General features: G+C 66.9%; 16 protein-coding genes. 6 read left to right on the top strand and 10 right to left on the bottom strand.

The genetic code is table 11. The features are described 5' to 3' along the window. Positions 1 to 48 precede the first annotated feature (48 nt). The 4 genes from E8F11_RS14180 to E8F11_RS14165 form a co-directional block, all read right to left on the bottom strand. Positions 49 to 396: a NirD/YgiW/YdeI family stress tolerance protein gene (locus E8F11_RS14180; protein WP_280289449.1), complete on the bottom strand. Its 348-nt coding sequence runs from the start codon at positions 394 to 396 to the stop codon at positions 49 to 51. A 133-nt stretch (positions 397 to 529) separates the two neighbouring features. Then, the gene (locus E8F11_RS14175) at positions 530 to 1462 is read right to left on the bottom strand and encodes an SdiA-regulated domain-containing protein (RefSeq protein WP_280289448.1); all 933 of its coding nucleotides are present in this window, start codon (positions 1460 to 1462) and stop codon (positions 530 to 532) included. Between the two features lie 86 nt (positions 1463 to 1548). Continuing rightward, positions 1549 to 2214 carry a fumarylacetoacetate hydrolase family protein gene (locus E8F11_RS14170; protein ID WP_280289447.1) on the bottom strand — a complete coding sequence of 222 codons (666 nt, stop codon included), beginning with the start codon at positions 2212 to 2214 and terminating at the stop codon, positions 1549 to 1551. 61 nt (positions 2215 to 2275) lie between these two features. Further along, positions 2276 to 3667, bottom strand: coding sequence for an FAD-binding oxidoreductase (locus E8F11_RS14165; RefSeq protein WP_280289446.1), 1392 nt, complete (start codon positions 3665 to 3667; stop codon positions 2276 to 2278). Between the two features lie 187 nt (positions 3668 to 3854). Here E8F11_RS14165 and serA point away from each other — a divergent pair, with 187 nt between their 5' ends. Then, positions 3855 to 5084 (top strand): phosphoglycerate dehydrogenase, encoded by a 1230-nt coding sequence (serA, locus tag E8F11_RS14160; RefSeq protein WP_280289445.1) that lies wholly within the window; start codon positions 3855 to 3857, stop codon positions 5082 to 5084. A gap of 186 nt (positions 5085 to 5270) precedes the next feature. On the opposite strand, the gene E8F11_RS14155 is transcribed toward serA, so the two are convergent. After that, complete coding sequence (locus E8F11_RS14155; protein WP_280289444.1) at positions 5271 to 5702, bottom strand: DUF4399 domain-containing protein; 432 nt, start codon at positions 5700 to 5702, stop codon at positions 5271 to 5273. Between the two features lie 127 nt (positions 5703 to 5829). Between E8F11_RS14155 and E8F11_RS14150 the strand changes: the two genes are divergently transcribed. Continuing rightward, positions 5830 to 6366: a transporter substrate-binding domain-containing protein gene (locus E8F11_RS14150; protein ID WP_280289442.1), complete on the top strand. Its 537-nt coding sequence runs from the start codon at positions 5830 to 5832 to the stop codon at positions 6364 to 6366. Between the two features lie 4 nt (positions 6367 to 6370). Here the strand turns inward: E8F11_RS14150 and E8F11_RS14145 are convergent, their stop codons facing one another. Beyond that, positions 6371 to 6862: a DUF523 domain-containing protein gene (locus E8F11_RS14145; RefSeq protein WP_280289441.1), complete on the bottom strand. Its 492-nt coding sequence runs from the start codon at positions 6860 to 6862 to the stop codon at positions 6371 to 6373. A gap of 224 nt (positions 6863 to 7086) precedes the next feature. On the opposite strand from E8F11_RS14145, the gene E8F11_RS14140 reads away from it, so the two are divergent. After that, on the top strand, positions 7087 to 7644 hold the full coding sequence (locus E8F11_RS14140) for a DUF6160 family protein (protein ID WP_280289440.1): 558 nt from the start codon (positions 7087 to 7089) through the stop codon (positions 7642 to 7644). Between the two features lie 11 nt (positions 7645 to 7655). Here E8F11_RS14140 and E8F11_RS14135 read toward each other — a convergent pair whose 3' ends face one another. After that, positions 7656 to 8285 carry a 2OG-Fe(II) oxygenase gene (locus tag E8F11_RS14135; protein WP_280289439.1) on the bottom strand — a complete coding sequence of 210 codons (630 nt, stop codon included), beginning with the start codon at positions 8283 to 8285 and terminating at the stop codon, positions 7656 to 7658. A 193-nt stretch (positions 8286 to 8478) separates the two neighbouring features. On the opposite strand from E8F11_RS14135, the gene E8F11_RS14130 reads away from it, so the two are divergent. Further along, on the top strand, positions 8479 to 9234 hold the full coding sequence (locus tag E8F11_RS14130) for a hypothetical protein (protein ID WP_280289438.1): 756 nt from the start codon (positions 8479 to 8481) through the stop codon (positions 9232 to 9234). A 46-nt stretch (positions 9235 to 9280) separates the two neighbouring features. On the opposite strand, the gene E8F11_RS14125 is transcribed toward E8F11_RS14130, so the two are convergent. Further along, entirely contained in the window at positions 9281 to 10222 is a 942-nt protein-coding gene (locus tag E8F11_RS14125; RefSeq protein WP_280289437.1) for an alpha/beta hydrolase, read from the bottom strand. A gap of 122 nt (positions 10223 to 10344) precedes the next feature. On the opposite strand from E8F11_RS14125, the gene E8F11_RS14120 reads away from it, so the two are divergent. Further along, a complete protein-coding gene (locus E8F11_RS14120; RefSeq protein ID WP_280289436.1) occupies positions 10345 to 10920 on the top strand; it encodes a DUF6436 domain-containing protein in 576 nt (191 codons plus the stop codon). On the opposite strand, the gene E8F11_RS14115 is transcribed toward E8F11_RS14120, so the two are convergent. Then, positions 10917 to 11957 carry an AraC family transcriptional regulator gene (locus tag E8F11_RS14115; protein ID WP_280289435.1) on the bottom strand — a complete coding sequence of 347 codons (1041 nt, stop codon included), beginning with the start codon at positions 11955 to 11957 and terminating at the stop codon, positions 10917 to 10919. The genes E8F11_RS14120 and E8F11_RS14115 overlap by 4 nt on opposite strands. A 110-nt stretch (positions 11958 to 12067) precedes the next feature. Here E8F11_RS14115 and E8F11_RS14110 point away from each other — a divergent pair, with 110 nt between their 5' ends. Further along, complete coding sequence (locus tag E8F11_RS14110) at positions 12068 to 14449, top strand: penicillin acylase family protein (RefSeq protein ID WP_280289434.1); 2382 nt, start codon at positions 12068 to 12070, stop codon at positions 14447 to 14449. A gap of 340 nt (positions 14450 to 14789) precedes the next feature. Here E8F11_RS14110 and E8F11_RS14105 read toward each other — a convergent pair whose 3' ends face one another. Continuing rightward, positions 14790 to 15674: an ABC transporter permease subunit gene (locus E8F11_RS14105; protein WP_280289433.1), complete on the bottom strand. Its 885-nt coding sequence runs from the start codon at positions 15672 to 15674 to the stop codon at positions 14790 to 14792. Positions 15675 to 15680: the final 6 nt, after the last annotated feature.

Genomic DNA, 15680 nt, shown 5'->3' with positions numbered 1-15680 from the left:
CTGCCCTTTGCGAATGAATTCGCCCCCACAGGATTTCGTCGCAGTGGATCAGTTCACCCGCTCGACGAACTCCACATCCACCTCGCGGCCCATCAGGTCGCGGTCCACTTCGCCGGTCAGCTTGACGGTGTCCTTCTCGCCGATGGCCTGGGGCGGCCAGTCTTCGTCGTCGATTTCCACCTTCATGGTGCCGGTGGCGTCCTTGAACTCGTAGATATCGCCTTTCACGCGGCGGACGATCTGGCCCTGCAGCACCACCGGGGCGTCGTCGGCGGCTTCCAGGGCGGCAGCGACGGTACTGATCTGGGCGGTGGCGCCGGGGCCGGTGTAGCTGCTGGCCATGACGGCGGTGGAGAACAGCGGGGCGGCCAGCAGGGCGAGGTATTTGGCTTTCATGGTGATGATCCCGTTTCGTTGTGAAGATGGGATCAGGCTAGGGCGGCTGGCTGAATCCAGGCTTAAAAGCGCCTTAAGCGAAACTTAACGGCGAAGCCGTCCCTTCCGCGACGCACCCTACCGAACCCCGACCTCAGCCGTTGTCGGCACGGGCTACCACGTCCTTGCGGAACACATAGAACAGGTTCGGCTCGCTGACGACGTAGATATCGCCACTCTCGTCCATGGCCACGCCTTCGGCGCGCGGGATATTGCGCTCCAGGCCGTTGAGGCCGGCCATCAGGCTGATGAAGCTGACCGGCTGGCCCTGCTCGTCCAGCTCCAGAAGCAGGTTGGATTGCGCCGAAAGCACCAGGATATGGCCGGTGCGCGGGTCGATGCTGAGGGCCGAGAGGTTGCGCATACCCAGACCGTAGCTGGGCAGCGGGCGCAGGGCGGCGCCCAGGCCCTGGTTGCCGTCGCTGCCAAGGCTGAACATGGCAGTAGGGCCACGCTCCTTGCCCAGCAGCAGGCGACCCTGGGCCGGGTCCCAGGCGATGCCTTCGAAGCCCTTGTTGCCGGAGTCGGGGAAGCCCAGGTCGAACTCGGGCACGCTGTCTGCGCTCAGCTCGCGGGTTTCCGGGTCCAGTTCGAAGATCGACAGGGTCCGCCGGCGCTCGTCGGTCACCGCCACGTGGCCGCCTTCCAGTACCGCCACACCTTCGGGGTTGGAGAACCCCTTCAGCGGAATCCTGCGCAGCACCTCGCCGTCGCGGCTCAGCTCCACCAGGGTCGGCGACTTGCCGGTGACGGTGAACAGGGTTCCGGTGACGGGGTTGTAGGCGAGGTCGGAGGTCTCGTCGTTTTCCAGGCCGGCCAGGGGCTTGCCCTGCAGGACGGCCTTGTAACCCGGCAGCCAGATGCTGGCGGCGCGCTGCTCCTGGCTCAGCTGCTGCTCGCCAAACCAGACCAGGGCGCGGTCATCCCAGTGCATGTAGCGGGTCAGCGCGGTAGCGCCTGCAATGACGGCAGCCACCCCCAGCAGCAGTCGGCGGCGACGAATGAATGGCAAGAGGCGGAATGGCATCGGCTACTACTCGATGAAGGAAGCAGGCAAGAGATAGCAAAATGCCACGAAAGTTCCGCGACATGTCGCGCCGCCGGTCGGACGAATCAGATGACCCGGCTTTCGAAGGCGCTGTGGCCCACCAGCTCCAGCACCAACTCGTCGCCCGGGTTGAGCGGGCCGACGCCCACCGGGGTTCCGGTGAGGATGACATCGCCCGGCTGCAGGCTGAAGTGCCCGGCCATGTGCTGGACCAGCGGCAGGATGGGGTTGAGCATGTCGCGGCTGTTGCCGTCCTGGCGTACCTCGCCGTTGATGGTCAGGCGGATGCCGATATCGTCCAGCTGCTCGGGCGCGTCACCCGGTACGAAGGGCGCCAGCACGCAGGCGCCATCGAAGGACTTGGAGATTTCCCAGGGCAGGCCCTTTTCCTTGAGCCTGGCCTGTACGTCGCGCAGGGTCAGGTCCAGCGCCGGGGCGAACCCGGAGATGGCATCGCGCACTTCCTCGTCGTCCGGATGGCGCGACAGCGGCTTGCCGATCAGCACGGCGATCTCCGCCTCGAAATGCACTGCGCCGCGGTCCTGGGGAATGCTGAAGCCACCGACCAGGGGCACCACGCAGGAACCCGGCTTGATGAACAGCAGAGGCTCAGTGGGCACGGGGTTGTTCAGTTCCTTGGCGTGCTCGGCGTAGTTGCGGCCGACGCAGACCACCTTGCCCAGGGAAAAGTGGATCGGGGTGCCATCGACATACTGGTGCTGGTAGCTCATTGACCGACTCCTGAACGATTCCATGCGAAACAGGCGGTGGATTGCTCCACCGCCTGCCTGCTCAATTGAAGATCTTGCCGGGGTTCATGATGCCGTTGGGATCGAACACCGCCTTGATCGCCTTCATCACGGCGATCTCCGGCTCCGAGCGGCTGTAGCCGAGGTAGTCACGCTTGGTCATGCCCACGCCGTGCTCGGCAGAGATGGAGCCGTTGTACTTCTCGACGGTCTCGAACACCCACTTGTTGACGGTGGCGCACTTGGCGAAGAACTCGTCCTTGGACAGGTTTTCCGGCTTGAGGATGTTCAGGTGCAGGTTGCCGTCGCCGATGTGGCCGAACCAGACCACTTCGAAGTCCGGGTAGTTGGCTTCGACAATGGCGTCGATGTCGTGCAGGAAGGCCGGCACCCTGGAAACCGTGACCGAAATGTCGTTCTTGTACGGCGTCCAGTGGGAGATGGTCTCGGAGATGTACTCGCGCAGCTTCCAGAGGTTCTGCAGCTGCTGCTCGCTCTGGCTCATCACGCCGTCCAGCACCCAGCCCTGCTCGACGCAATGCTCGAAGGTGGCCAGGGCGTCGTTGGCGATCTCCTCGCTGGCGGCTTCGAACTCCAGCAGCGCGTAGAAGGGGCAATCGGTCTCGAAGGGCGCCGGCACGTCGCCACGGGCGAGGACTTTGGCCATGGCCTTGTCGGAGAAGAATTCGAAGGCGGTCAGATCGAGCTTGCTCTGGAAGGCGTGCAGCACCGGCATGATCGAATCCAGGTCCGGCGACCCCAGCACCATGGCGGTGAGGTTCTTCGGCGCGCGATCCAGGCGCATGGTGGCCTCGACCACGAAGCCCAGGGTGCCTTCCGCGCCGATGAACAGCTGGCGCAGGTCGTAGCCAGTGGCGTTCTTGATCAGGTCCTTGTTCAGCTCCAGCAGCTCGCCAGCGCCGGTGACGACCTTCAGGCCAGCCACCCAGTTGCGGGTCATGCCGTAGCGAATCACCTTGATCCCCCCGGCATTGGTGCCGATATTGCCGCCAATCTGGCTGGAACCGGCGGAGGCGAAGTCCACCGGGTAGTACAGGCCCTTGTCCTCGGCGAAGTTCTGCAGCTGCTCGGTGACCACGCCCGGCTGGCAGACCACGGTGCGGTCGAACTCGTTGAACCCGAGGATCTGGTTCATGTAGTCGAAGGCGACCACTACCTCGCCGTTGGCCGCAACCGCCGCGGCGGACAGGCCGGTACGGCCGCCGGAGGGGACCAGCGCGACCTTGTGCTGGTTGGCCCAGCGGACGATGGCCTGCACCTGCTCGATGCTCTTGGGGAAGACGATGGCGCTGGGCGCAGGGGCGAAATGCTTGGTCCAGTCCTTGCCGTAAGCCTCCAGGGATGCGGCGTCGGTCAGTACCTTGCCGGGTTCAACCAGGGTCTTCAGCTCTTCGATCAGGGCAGCGTTGGTCATCAGCGGAACTCTCAAATCATTCATGGTCGCCCTGAGAACGATTCAGGTCGCAACCGAGCAAGGAAAAAGGAGTTCATGCTAGCATACGCACCCCGCGAATCGTGCTCTCCAGGCGATTTTCCGGGTAGCAGCCCGCTTCCCCCACGGCCCGCTTCTGTCATTTTTACCGGGATACATAGGTACGCAGATGAGCAAGACCTCTCTCGAAAAGAGCAAGATCAAGTTCCTTCTCCTCGAAGGCGTCCACCAGAACGCCGTGGACACCCTGAAGGCCGCCGGTTACACGAACATCGAGTACCTCAAGGGCGCCCTCTCGGGTGACGAACTGAAGGAAAAGATCGCCGACGCCCACTTCATCGGCATCCGCTCGCGCACCCAGCTCACCGAAGAGGTGTTCGACTGCGCCAAGAAGCTCATCGCTGTCGGCTGCTTCTGCATCGGTACCAACCAGGTCAACCTGGCTGCCGCCCGCGAACGCGGCATCGCGGTGTTCAACGCGCCCTACTCCAACACCCGCTCGGTAGCCGAGCTGGTCCTGGCCGAGGCCATCCTGCTGCTGCGCGGCATTCCGGAGAAGAACGCCTCCTGCCACCGCGGCGGCTGGATCAAGTCCGCGGCCAACTCCTTCGAGATTCGCGGCAAGAAGCTCGGCATCGTCGGCTATGGCTCCATCGGCACCCAGCTGTCGGTACTGGCCGAAGCCTTGGGGATGCAGGTGTTCTTCTATGACACCGTGACCAAGCTGCCGCTGGGCAACGCCACCCAGGTAGGCAACCTGCACGAGCTGCTGGGCATGTCCGACATCGTCTCCCTGCACGTGCCCGAGCTGCCGTCCACCCAGTGGATGATGGGCGAGAAGGAAATCCGCGCGATCAAGAAGGGCGGCATCCTGATCAACGCCGCCCGTGGCACCGTGGTCAAGCTGGACGCCCTGGCCGAAGCCATCAAGGACGAGCACCTGATCGGCGCTGCCATCGACGTGTTCCCGGTCGAGCCCAAGTCCAACGACGAGGAGTTCGAGAGCCCGCTGCGTGGCCTGGATCGCGTGATCCTGACCCCGCACATCGGCGGCTCCACCGCCGAGGCCCAGGCAAACATCGGCCTGGAAGTGGCCGAGAAGCTGGTCAAGTACAGCGACAACGGCACCTCGGTGTCCTCGGTCAACTTCCCGGAAGTGGCTCTGCCGTCCCACCCGGGCAAGCACCGCCTGCTGCACATCCACCAGAACGTGCCGGGCGTGATGAGCGAGATCAACAAGGTGTTCGCCGACAACGGCATCAACATCTCCGGCCAGTACCTGCAGACCGACGAGAAGGTCGGCTACGTGGTAATCGACGTCGACGCCGAGTACTCGGACCTGGCGCTGGAGAAGCTGCAGCACGTGAACGGCACCATCCGTAGCCGCGTCCTCTTCTAAGCAAGGACTGCTGCGCGTCGGCGATACTGCGTTGGAAACAGCCTCGGAGTGCTCATTTACAGTCGTAAACTCCGCGCTCCTCGGCTGTTCCCGCCTTGTCTCGCTCTAGCTCGCGAGCCCTTGGAAGACACCTGCTGGATATGAAAAAGGGAGGCCGAGGCCTCCCTTTTTCTTTTTCGCACGTCTTTACTGGACGATCACCGTGATCTCTTTCGAGACCACCGGAGCATCCAGCGGAACATGGTTCTTGTCGCCCACCAGCAGTTGCAGCTTGTGCTTGCCGGGCGGCAGGTTCAGCTGGGTCTCGGTCTGGCCCTTGCCGAAGTGGCGGATGCCGTCGGTCATGGGCAGCGGCATGTTCATCGCCGGCTGCTCGTCCTGGTCGATCAGCAGGTGGTGGTGGCCGGTGGCGGGCGCATCGACGCCAGCCGGCGCGACGCCCATGCCCTTGAGACCGAACTTGACGGTGAAGGTCTGGCCGACGGTGGCGCCGTCAGCCGGTTCGATGAAGTACACCTGCGCGCCTTCGGGCGCCGGGGTACGTGGAATGGCCGCCAGGGTGGCGGTGGCGGCGCCGAGCAGCAGGGCGCCAAGGCTCAGGCAAGACAAAGTCCTCATGACACTTCTCCATGTTTTTGTGAGCCAGACACCAGACCTCATGCAACCAGATAGGTTCATCTGCTGTCCGAGCAAGGCGTTGCACCCGCGCCCGCCGAAGAACCGATAACGAAACGAGGAAGTCCCCATGCGTTTGCTGTACTGCCTGCCCGCCCTGTTCGCCCTGCTGAGCCCCCTGGCCCAGGCCGAACTGCTCGACGATATCTGGGAACGCGGCAGCCTGCGCATCGCCCTGGCGGACAACAGCCCGCCCTACAGCTACCGCGCGGACGGCAAGCTGACCGGCTTCGAGGTGGAGGTAGGCCGGGCCCTCGCGGCGGCGCTGAATGTGGATGCGGAATTCGTGGTGGAAGAGGACGGCAAGCTGCTCGACGGCCTCAAGGCCGGACGCTACGACATCGCCCTGGATCAGTTCGCGGCGCCAGCCCAGGGTCGGGACGGGCTGGAGTTCAGCGAACCCTATGCCTTCCCCCTGGCCGAGGCCGAAGGCGATATCGGCGTCGCCCAGCCCATGGCGATTCCCTTCCAGCAAGGCAGCCCGGCCTTCCGCGACACCCTCAACCGCGCCCTGGACAAGCTCAGGACCGACGGCCAGCTGGGCACCCTCTCCGAGCAATGGCTGGGCAAGGACCTCAGTCAGCCGCCGGCGGCCGCCTCGCGCTGACCCTTCAGAGGCCTTCCAGTTCGGCCAGGCGCGCCGCCGCCTCGGCCAGCTCTTCCTCGCTGAACACTTCGACACCCGCGCGGCGCAAGGCCGCCGCGGTCACGCCCTCGCCGGCAACCCGGGTGCCGCTGAAACTGCCGTCATAGTTCTCGCGGTTGCCGCAGGACGGGCTGCGCGCCTTGAGCAGGGCGATGCGGATGCCGTGGGCAGCTACCAGCTCCAGGGCGATGCGCGCCCCGGCGACGAACTCGGCAGTGACATCCTCCCCGTCGTCGGTGAGCACCGGCAGCTCCCCATCCAGCACGCCGGCGCCGCGGCCGCCGGAAATCTCCGCCGGCGCCCGTGGCGTCGGCAGGCCGCCAGCCACCTCGGGACAGAGCGGTACGATGCGGCCCTCGGCCTGCCAGCGCTCCAGCAGGTGGAACGGTCCATGGGCGCCGCCGTCATAGCGCACCCGTTGCCCCAGGAGGCAACGGCTGACCAGGATCTTCTGCATCTTCATCTCCTCGTAGGGCGCCGCTAGCAGTCACCCCGGGTAATACGGCGGGCACTGGCGGCGACCGCGCCCTGATCGAAGGTAGGGCAGCAGGCCGGCAATTGCCAAGCCGTTCGCGGCGCGGCCGGCCGCCGCCCCATCCTTAGGCGGGAAGCGCCGCGCGCCACTGGCCGCCTCCCGCGCCACGCTCCAGACTCAGCGCGCCAAACGCACAGGAGCGTGCCATGCCCATGACAACAAACAACCTCCGCCTTGCCCTGGCCTGCTGCACCGCGCTGCTCAGCGGTCCCGGCCAGGCCGCCCTCGAATCCCTGGACAACCAGGCGCTGAGCCAGATCACCGGCCAGTCCGGGATCAACCTGCGCCTGGACGTGATGGCTCGCATCGACAGCCTGAGCTGGAACGACGACGGCGGCAGCCTGTCGCTGCGCAACATCCGCATCGACAACGGCTGCGGCAAGCCTGGCGACTGCCCCAACGGCAGCGGCGGCAGCTTCGCCCTGGGTCCGGCGCAACTCGGCCTGACCGTGCCGATACTCGGCGTCGACCAGCCGACCCTGAAGCTCGACGTGACAAAATCCGCCTCCGGCACCCAGCAGGTCCGCCTGGAGCTGCCGGACCTCACCACCATCAACGACCAGCTACTGGGCAGCGGCATTCCGGCCCAACGCATCCGCGTGCGGGTCGGCGCCGACATGCACATTGGTGACAGTCGCATCGGCAGCCTGGAAATCCGTGATATCACCGACCTGCGCGGCACCTTCAAGGTCTGGGGCCACTGAGGCCCGCCGGATCAGAGCGGACCGCTACCGCGGCGGCGGAACCAGCCGGTCAGGGACAGGCGCTCGCGGCTGGCCGGCAGTACCTCGTGGGGCAGTTCGGCGGAGAGGAAGACCACCAGGCTGCCGCCTTCGGGCAGCACATCATGCTCTCCCTCGGCCAGGTGGAGGCGCAGGGCGCCGCCCTGCTCCGGCCGCCAGTCGGCATTGAGGTAGGCCACCACTGAAACCGCGCGACGGTCGTCATCGCGGAAGCGATCCAGGTGCTTCTGGTAGAAGGCGCCGGGCGGATAGAGGGCGAAGTGGCACTCGAAGTCCTCCAGCCCCAGGTACAGCTCGCGGTTGAGCCGCTCGCGCAGTTCATCCATCAATCCCAGGTAGGCATCGCTGGCCACCGACTGGCCGGGCTCCAGCCAGTGGATGCGATCGCCGCGTATGCCTTCGCGGAGCTGCTGGCCATCGCCGCGTCCCACCGAGGCCGGCTCCAGGCTTCCGGCGGCGGCACGGGCACGGCACTCCCCGGCCAAAGCAGCGGTGAGTTCGGCGGGCAGCGCCAGGCTCTGATGGGACCAGCCCTGGCTGGCCAGGTCGTCGACGATCGGAGCAAGTTGTGGGAAATCGGCGGGGGCATTCATGCGGCGCATTCTACCAGTGCGCAGGATTGTTCCCACATGAATTGAGGCCGTTTCCGAAGCCTCGACAATAAAGCCCGAGTCCGCAGAGAATAGCCGCACGCTCAACCCCGCCCTGCCCGACCGCCACCGCCTTCCCCCGCCGAACCGATGCCGTACGAGTGGGTCCGATACGAACAGCGGACTGCGTCACCAAGGAGATTCCATGCGCCTGCTCTTCGCCGTCACCCTCCTGCTCCTCGGCCTGCCGGCCCTGGCCGACGACCATGCCAGCCTTTACCAGGCGGCCGGTTGGCCGGAACAGCGGGCGCATTTCAACGATGCCCTCACGGCAGCCCAGCAGCGCTACCAGCAGACCCTGCCGCCGGCGGTCTACCAGGCGCTGGTGGAGAACAGCAATCGTCGCTTCCAGCCCCAGGCCATCGACCAGCGCGCCCAGACCGCCCTGCGCGGCCAGCTCAACGACCCGCGTCCGGCCCTGGCGTTCTTCCAGTCGCCGCTGGGACGCAAGATCATCGCCGCGGAAACCCTGGCCACCCGCCGTGACCAATTGGCGAAGCACACCAATGGCTTGCCGCGCATCGAAGCGGATGCCACCCGCCGGCTGCTGATTCGCCACCTGGCCCAGGCCATCCCGGCGCGCGAAGCCGGCGCCGAAGTCAGTCTGGCCCTGGCTGGCGTCGCCGCGGACAGCCTGAGCCAGATGCTTCCCGGCCTGCTCGGTGGCGGGCAGGCCCAGGGCATGATCGACGGCCAGCGCCAGCGCCTGATGGAACAGATCGGCAACGACCTGGACAACACCCTGCTCTATGTCTATCGCGATCTGTCCGATCCGGAGCTGGAAGAGTTCGTCACCTTCGCCGAGTCGGCTGACGGCAAGGCCTACTACCAGGCCGCCCTCGCCGCCGTGCGCGCCGGCCTGGCCGTGGGCCAGGACGCCTCCGCGCAGCAGGGCCTCTGAGCCGTCGCGCAACGACGCCTACGAACGCCTCTCCCCCGCCTTTTCGCTACCCCAGCCTCTCCCGCAGGAAGCCGAAGTAGCGGGCCCGATAGGCCGGCAGCTCGTTCACCAGATGGTGCCCGGCCCCTTCCAGCATCAGCACCTCGGGCCGATCGAACTTGTCGGCCAGCACCCCAAGGTTGTGCTTCCAGTCCACCGTCATGTCGCCATCGCCCTGGATCACCAGCGGCCGGCGGCTGCAGCGCGGCGCGGATTCGATGCGCGGCACCCAGCGCGCCAGCGCGCCGACCCAGGCGGTGGGCAAGGTCTGCGGCTGCAGGGGGTCATGGTGCTGGACGAACTCGATGAACTCGGCGTCGCCCGAGTTGACGCTGAAGCGCCGCGGAATGCCCTCGACGAAGGGGCGCAGCAGCCGGTAGCTGAACTTCGACCAGCCCCAGGCGCGCGGGCGCACCAACGGCGCGAAGAGCAGGGTTTCGCCCAGCCCCGGGCGCGGCGTGCCGGTCAGCAGGTAGTCCAGCAGGATGGCGCCACCGGTACTCTGCCCGGCCAGGTGCCAGGGCTGCGGCAGGTCCAGGACCGCGGCCTCGCCCAGCAGGGCGTCGAGGGCGGCCTGGTACTCGGCGAAGTCGCCGATGCTGGCCCGCGCGCCACTGGATAGGCCGTGGCCGGGCAGGTCGCAGGCGATCACCGCGAAGCCCATGCCCAGCGCCCAGTCCACCAGGTGTCCATAGAGGCCCATGTGGTCGTAGTAGCCGTGCAACATCACCAGGCTGGCGCGCGGCTCGGGCGGCAGCCAGAGCTGGGTGGCCAGGGTATGGCCGGCCGCCTCGACGCAGCCCAGGCGAGTCGAAAGACCCGGGTAGCGCGTGGAGAAGTCCATCCGGTAGAACGCGCGATAATTCTGCGCCAGCCGCAGGTCGGGGGCGCCTGCGGCCAAGGGTCGCAACAGCGAGCGCAGGAGATCGGGCTGGAAGTGGTCTGGCATCGGGCTTTCCCTGGGTGCAGCGTGAATATCCACAGGACCGCCTGGGTCCCTGGCCGGCTGCCGATATTCAGCTGCCCGGCGCAACGTGGCAAGCTACGCGCCTTCGCAAAGGCCCCCTTTCCATGCGCGCACCCCGACTCAAGACCCTGTTGACCAGCCTCTTCCTCCTGGCCTGCGTCAGCGCCATCCTGCTGGCCTTGCGCTGGTACGAAACGCGCTACGTCCGTCCCTTCAACGACCAGGCCACGGTCTTCTCCGGCGAGCACCTGCGCCTGCCGGCGAGCCTCGCCGGACAGGGACCGATTCGCCTGGTGCACTTCTGGGACCCGGCCTGCCCCTGCAACGCCGGCAACCAGCAGCACCTGGCCGAGCTGATCCAGCGCTTCGCACCCCAAGGCGTGGCCTTCTACGCGGTACAGAAGCCCGGCAGCAAGGGCCGGCTGCCGCCTGGCCTGGAGGCCCTGCAGCCGCTGTCCGAGCTGCCTGGCGCCGAGCAGCTGCCGGCGGTCCCCGCCGTCGGCATCTGGGATAGCGACGGCCGCCTGGCCTACTTCGGCCCCTATAGCGAGGGGGCGGTGTGCAACTCGGCCAACAGCTTCATCGAACCCATACTCGAAGCCCTGATCGACAAGCGCCCGGTGAGTGCTGGCAGCACCCTGGCGGCTGGGTGTTTCTGCGCCTGGCGCGAGCCCTCCTAGCCTGTGCTCAGGCGCGCCCGGTAGGCCTCCGGCGGCGCACCGTACCAGCGCCGGAAGGCGCGGTAGAAGGGCGACAGCTCGGCGAAGCCACAAGCCTTGGCCACCTCCCGCACCGCCCGGCCCTCGCGCAGCAGCTCCAGGGCGCGCGCCTGTTGTACCGCTTCACGCACCCGCCGCAGGTTGCTGCCCTGCTCGGCCAGGGCGCGCTGCAGCGCGCCGGCGCCAAGACCCAGCTCGGCACCGCAGGCTGCCAGCGAGCAGTCCACCTGGCCCAGGCGCACGCCCAGCAGGTAGCGCAGACGGTTGAGCAGGTCATTGCCCTCCAGCGCGACCAGCTGCTCCTCGGCGTGTCGCCAGAGTAGCTGGTGCAGCTCGGGATTGGCCGTCCGCGAGGGGCGTTTCAGCAAGGCTGCGGGGAACAGCAGCACATCGTGCTCGCAGCCGAACTCGGGCAACAGGCCGAACAGCCGCTTGTGTTCGACCACCCGCGCCGGCCGGGCATGGCGGAAATGCACCCCGTCCAGGCGGAACTCGCCATCGGTGACCGAACCCAGCAGCTTGATCAGCAGCAGCGCCAGGCATTCCATCTGCTGGCGCAGGGAAGCGAAGCCCAGGTAGTTGAGGTCGATCACCAGCCGCGCCTGCCCGGTGTCCTCCTGCAGCTGGGCGACGAAACCACCGGACAGGATGTGCTGGAAACGCAGGAAACTCGCCAGCGCCTCGCCCAGGTCGCGGCTGGCCAGCAGCAGGTAACCCACGACGTCGAGCAGGCGCGGCTTCATCACCTCGCCCAGGTGCAGGCCGATATCGGGGTCGCCGGTCAGGCCCTCGGCAGCCATCCAGAACTGTGGCGCATCATCGTGGCGCAAGCGCCCGTCCACTGGCGGCGGGCGCAGGCGGCGGTGCTGATTGACGCCGCGGTAGATCTCCGCCGGGTCCAGGCCGAGGTCCGCCAGGGCCTCGTAGAGCAGGCGGCGCAGGGTGGCGGAATGGGTCAGCGGCGCACTGGGTGCGGAGTCGGGATGGACATCGGACATGGCGGGCTCCACGGAATTGACCGAAGACTTCCAGCTCGCACGTCGCAGGTCAATGCCTGGGCGGCCCGCTCTTGAGCAGAATGCGCCGACTACAACAAGGAGAGCCGTGCATGAAACGCACCCTGACCGCCCTGGCTGTCATCATCGCCGCTGCCGCCGCCGGCGCCACCTGGTATAGCGAAAGCAGCAAGCCGCAACGCAGTGGCGAACTGGCCCTGGAGCACCTCTCGGCGCCCGTCACGGTGCGCTACGACGAGCGTGGCGTACCGCATATCCAGGCCGCCAACGAGGCGGACATGTACCGCGCTCTCGGCTTCGTCCACGCCCAGGACCGCCTGTTCCAGATGGAGATGCTGCGCCGCCTGGCCCGCGGCGAACTTGCCGAAATCCTCGGCGCCCGCCTGGTCGATACCGACCGCCTGTTCCGCACCTTGGGGATCCGCGCCCACGCGGACGAATACGCACGCAAGCTGGACCGGGACAGTCCGGCAGCCAAGGCCCTCCTGGCCTACCTGGATGGCGTGAACCAGTTCCAGGACAGCCGTCCCGCGCCGGTGGAGTTCGACCTGCTGGGCATCGAGAAGCGCCCCTTCACGGTCGAGGACACCCTCTCCGTGGTGGGCTACATGGCCTACAGCTTCGCCGCCGCCTTCCGTACCGAACCGGTGCTGACCTACGTGCGCGACGAACTGGGCGCCGACTACCTGAAGGCCTTCGATCTCGACTGGCATCCTGAAGGCGTGGTCGGCCAGCCGTTGGCCAGCACCGACTGGCAGGACCTCAACCGCCTGGCCCACCTCAGCCAGCAGGCCCTGGTCGAGGCCGGCCTGCCGCAGTTCGAAGGCAGCAACGCCTGGGCCGTGTCCGGCAGCCGCACCGCCAGCGGCAAACCGCTGCTGGCCGGCGACCCGCACATTCGCTTCGCCGTACCCGCGGTCTGGTACGAGGCGCAGCTGAGCTATCCCGGCTTCAACCTCTACGGCCATCACCAGGCGCTCAACCCGGTCGCGTCGCTGGGGCACAACGAGCAGTTCGCCTGGAGCCTGACCATGTTCCAGAACGACGACCTCGACCTGGTCGCCGAGAAGACCAACCCGGACAACCCCAACCAGGTCTGGTACCAGGGCCGCTGGGTGGACATGGAAAGCCGCGAAGAGGCCATCCAGGTCAAGGACGGCGAGCCGGTGCGGCTGACCCTGCGCCGCTCGCCCCACGGCCCGATCATCAACGATGCCCTCGGCGCCGCCGCCGGCAAGACGCCGATCGCCATGTGGTGGGCCTTCCTCGAAACCGAAAACCCCATCCTCGACGCCTTCTACCAACTCAACCGCGCCGACAGTCTGGGCAAGGCCCGCGCCGCCGCCGAGAAGATCCACGCGCCGGGGCTGAACGTGGTCTGGGCCAATGCCGGCGGCGACATCGGCTGGTGGGCCTCCGCCCGGCTGCCGCAGCGCCCCGACGGGGTGAACCCCTACTTCATCCTCGACGGCAGCACGGGCGAGGCGGACAAGCCCGGCTTCCAGCCCTTCAGCGCCAACCCGCAGGAGGAGAACCCGCCACGCGGCTATATCGTCTCCGCCAACTACCAGCCGCAGTCGCCCACCGGCGTCGCCATCCCCGGCTACTACAACCTGCCGGACCGCGGCCAGCGCCTGGACCAGAAGCTGGCCCAGCCCGGCGTGAAGTGGGACCTGAGCAACAGCCAGGCGCTGCAACTGGACCCGGGAAGCGGCTACGCCCCGCGCCTGCTCGCCCCCATTCTCGATGAGCTGCGGGCGGCTGCCACGAACCAGGAGGAGCAGCAACTGGTCGAGCGACTGGCGGACTGGAACGGCGACCACGAACTGGACTCCATCCCCGCGACCTTGTTCAACCAGCTGGCCTATGAGCTGACCCGCGTCGCGATGCAGGACGAACTGGGCGACGCCTTCTTCGACAGCCTGCTGCAGACCCGCGTACTCGACGTCGCCCTGCCGCGCCTGACCGCGGACGACCAGTCGCCCTGGTGGGACCGACGCGGCACCGCGCCCGTCGAGAGCCGGGCCGAGATCGTCAAGGCAGCCTGGCAGGCGAGCCTCGCCCACCTGCGCACGACCCTCGGCGCGGACAGCGCCAAATGGGACTGGGGGAAGGCGCACACCCTGACCCACAACCACCCGCTGGGCCAGCAGCAGCCGCTGGACCGGCTGTTCAACGTCGGCCCCTTCGCCGCACCGGGCGGACACGAGACGCCGAACAACCTCTCCCACCGCGTCGGCCCGGCACCCTGGCAGGTGGTTTACGGCCCCTCGACGCGCCGCCTGATCGACCTCGCCGACGGCGCCCACGGCCTGGGCATCAACCCGGTCGGCCAGAGCGGCGTGCCCTTCGACCGTCATTACGCCGACCAGGCCGAGGCCTACATCAAGGGCGAGTACCTGCCGATGCACTTCAACGAGGAAGAGGTGAAGGCCAACAGCCGGGAAACCCTGGTGCTCAAACCCGCCAACTGAGGCAGGCATCCTGCAGGGGGCCAAGCCTACCCTCGCATTCGACGTACCACTCCGGCGCTTGGCCCACTGTAGGGTGCGCTGCGCGCACCGATTGCGCGATCGGCTCCCGCGCGACGCTCAACCACTGGTGCGCACGGCGCACCCTACCGGCCGGCTACGTCGCTCAATCCAAACCACTTGAGTCGTGACAGGCAGAGCCGGTTGCTCATGGCCACGTCTCAAGGGCGTGGTCTCCCAAGTTCAAATGAATCAGCTTGCCCACAGCCCCTCCTTGCACCGCCGAATTGCCCACAACGACAAAGGCCACCCGAAGATGGCCTTTGTCTTTTGCAGCGCTGGATCAGGCGGCCTGGGTGGAGGTCGGCTTCCAGGTGGAGGCGGAGGCTTCCTCGGCCATGGTTTCCATCGCCTGCTGGATCGCGCGCTTGCGACGTTCCTCGGCCTGGCGGGTGAAGAACCAGGCGAAGAAGGTGAAGAGCGAGACGGTCAGCAGGATCAGGCTGGCCACGGCGTTGATCTCCGGTTTCACGCCCAGGCGCACGGCGGAGAAGACCTCCATCGGCAGGGTGGTGGAGCCGGGACCGGAGACGAAGCTGGCCAGGACCAGGTCGTCCAGGGACAGGGCGAAGGACATCATGCCGCCCGCCGCCAGCGACGGTGCGATCATCGGGATGGTGATCAGCAGGAACACCTTCCACGGCCGCGCGCCCAGGTCCATGGCCGCCTCTTCGATGGACAGGTCCAGCTCGCGCAGGCGCGCCGACACCACGATGGCCACGTAGGCCGAACAGAAGGTGGTGTGGGCGATCCAGATGGTGACGATGCCACGCTCCTGGGGCCAGCCGATCAGTTGCGCCATGGCCACGAAGAGCAGCAGCAGCGACAGACCGGTGATCACCTCGGGCATGACCAGCGGCGCGGTGACCATGCCGCCGAATACGGTACGGCCACGGAAGCGCGGGATGCGGGTCAGCACGAAGGCGGCCAGGGTACCCAGGGCCACCGCGGCGATCGCGGTGTAGCAGGCGATCTCCAGGGAACGGCCCACCGAGTTCATCAGCTGGGTGTTGTCCAAGAGGCCCACGTACCACTTCACCGACCAGCCGCCCCAGACAGTCACCAGCTTGGAGGCGTTGAAGGAGTAGATGACCAGGATGACCATCGGCAGGTAAATGAACAGCAGACCCACCCACAGCATCAGGGTGGAGAAACTGAAGCGCTTCATACCTTG

Source organism: Pseudomonas sp. BN417, assembly GCF_029871205.1.
GTDB lineage: Bacteria > Pseudomonadota > Gammaproteobacteria > Pseudomonadales > Pseudomonadaceae > Metapseudomonas.
This window is presented reverse-complemented; position numbering and strand designations above follow the sequence as displayed.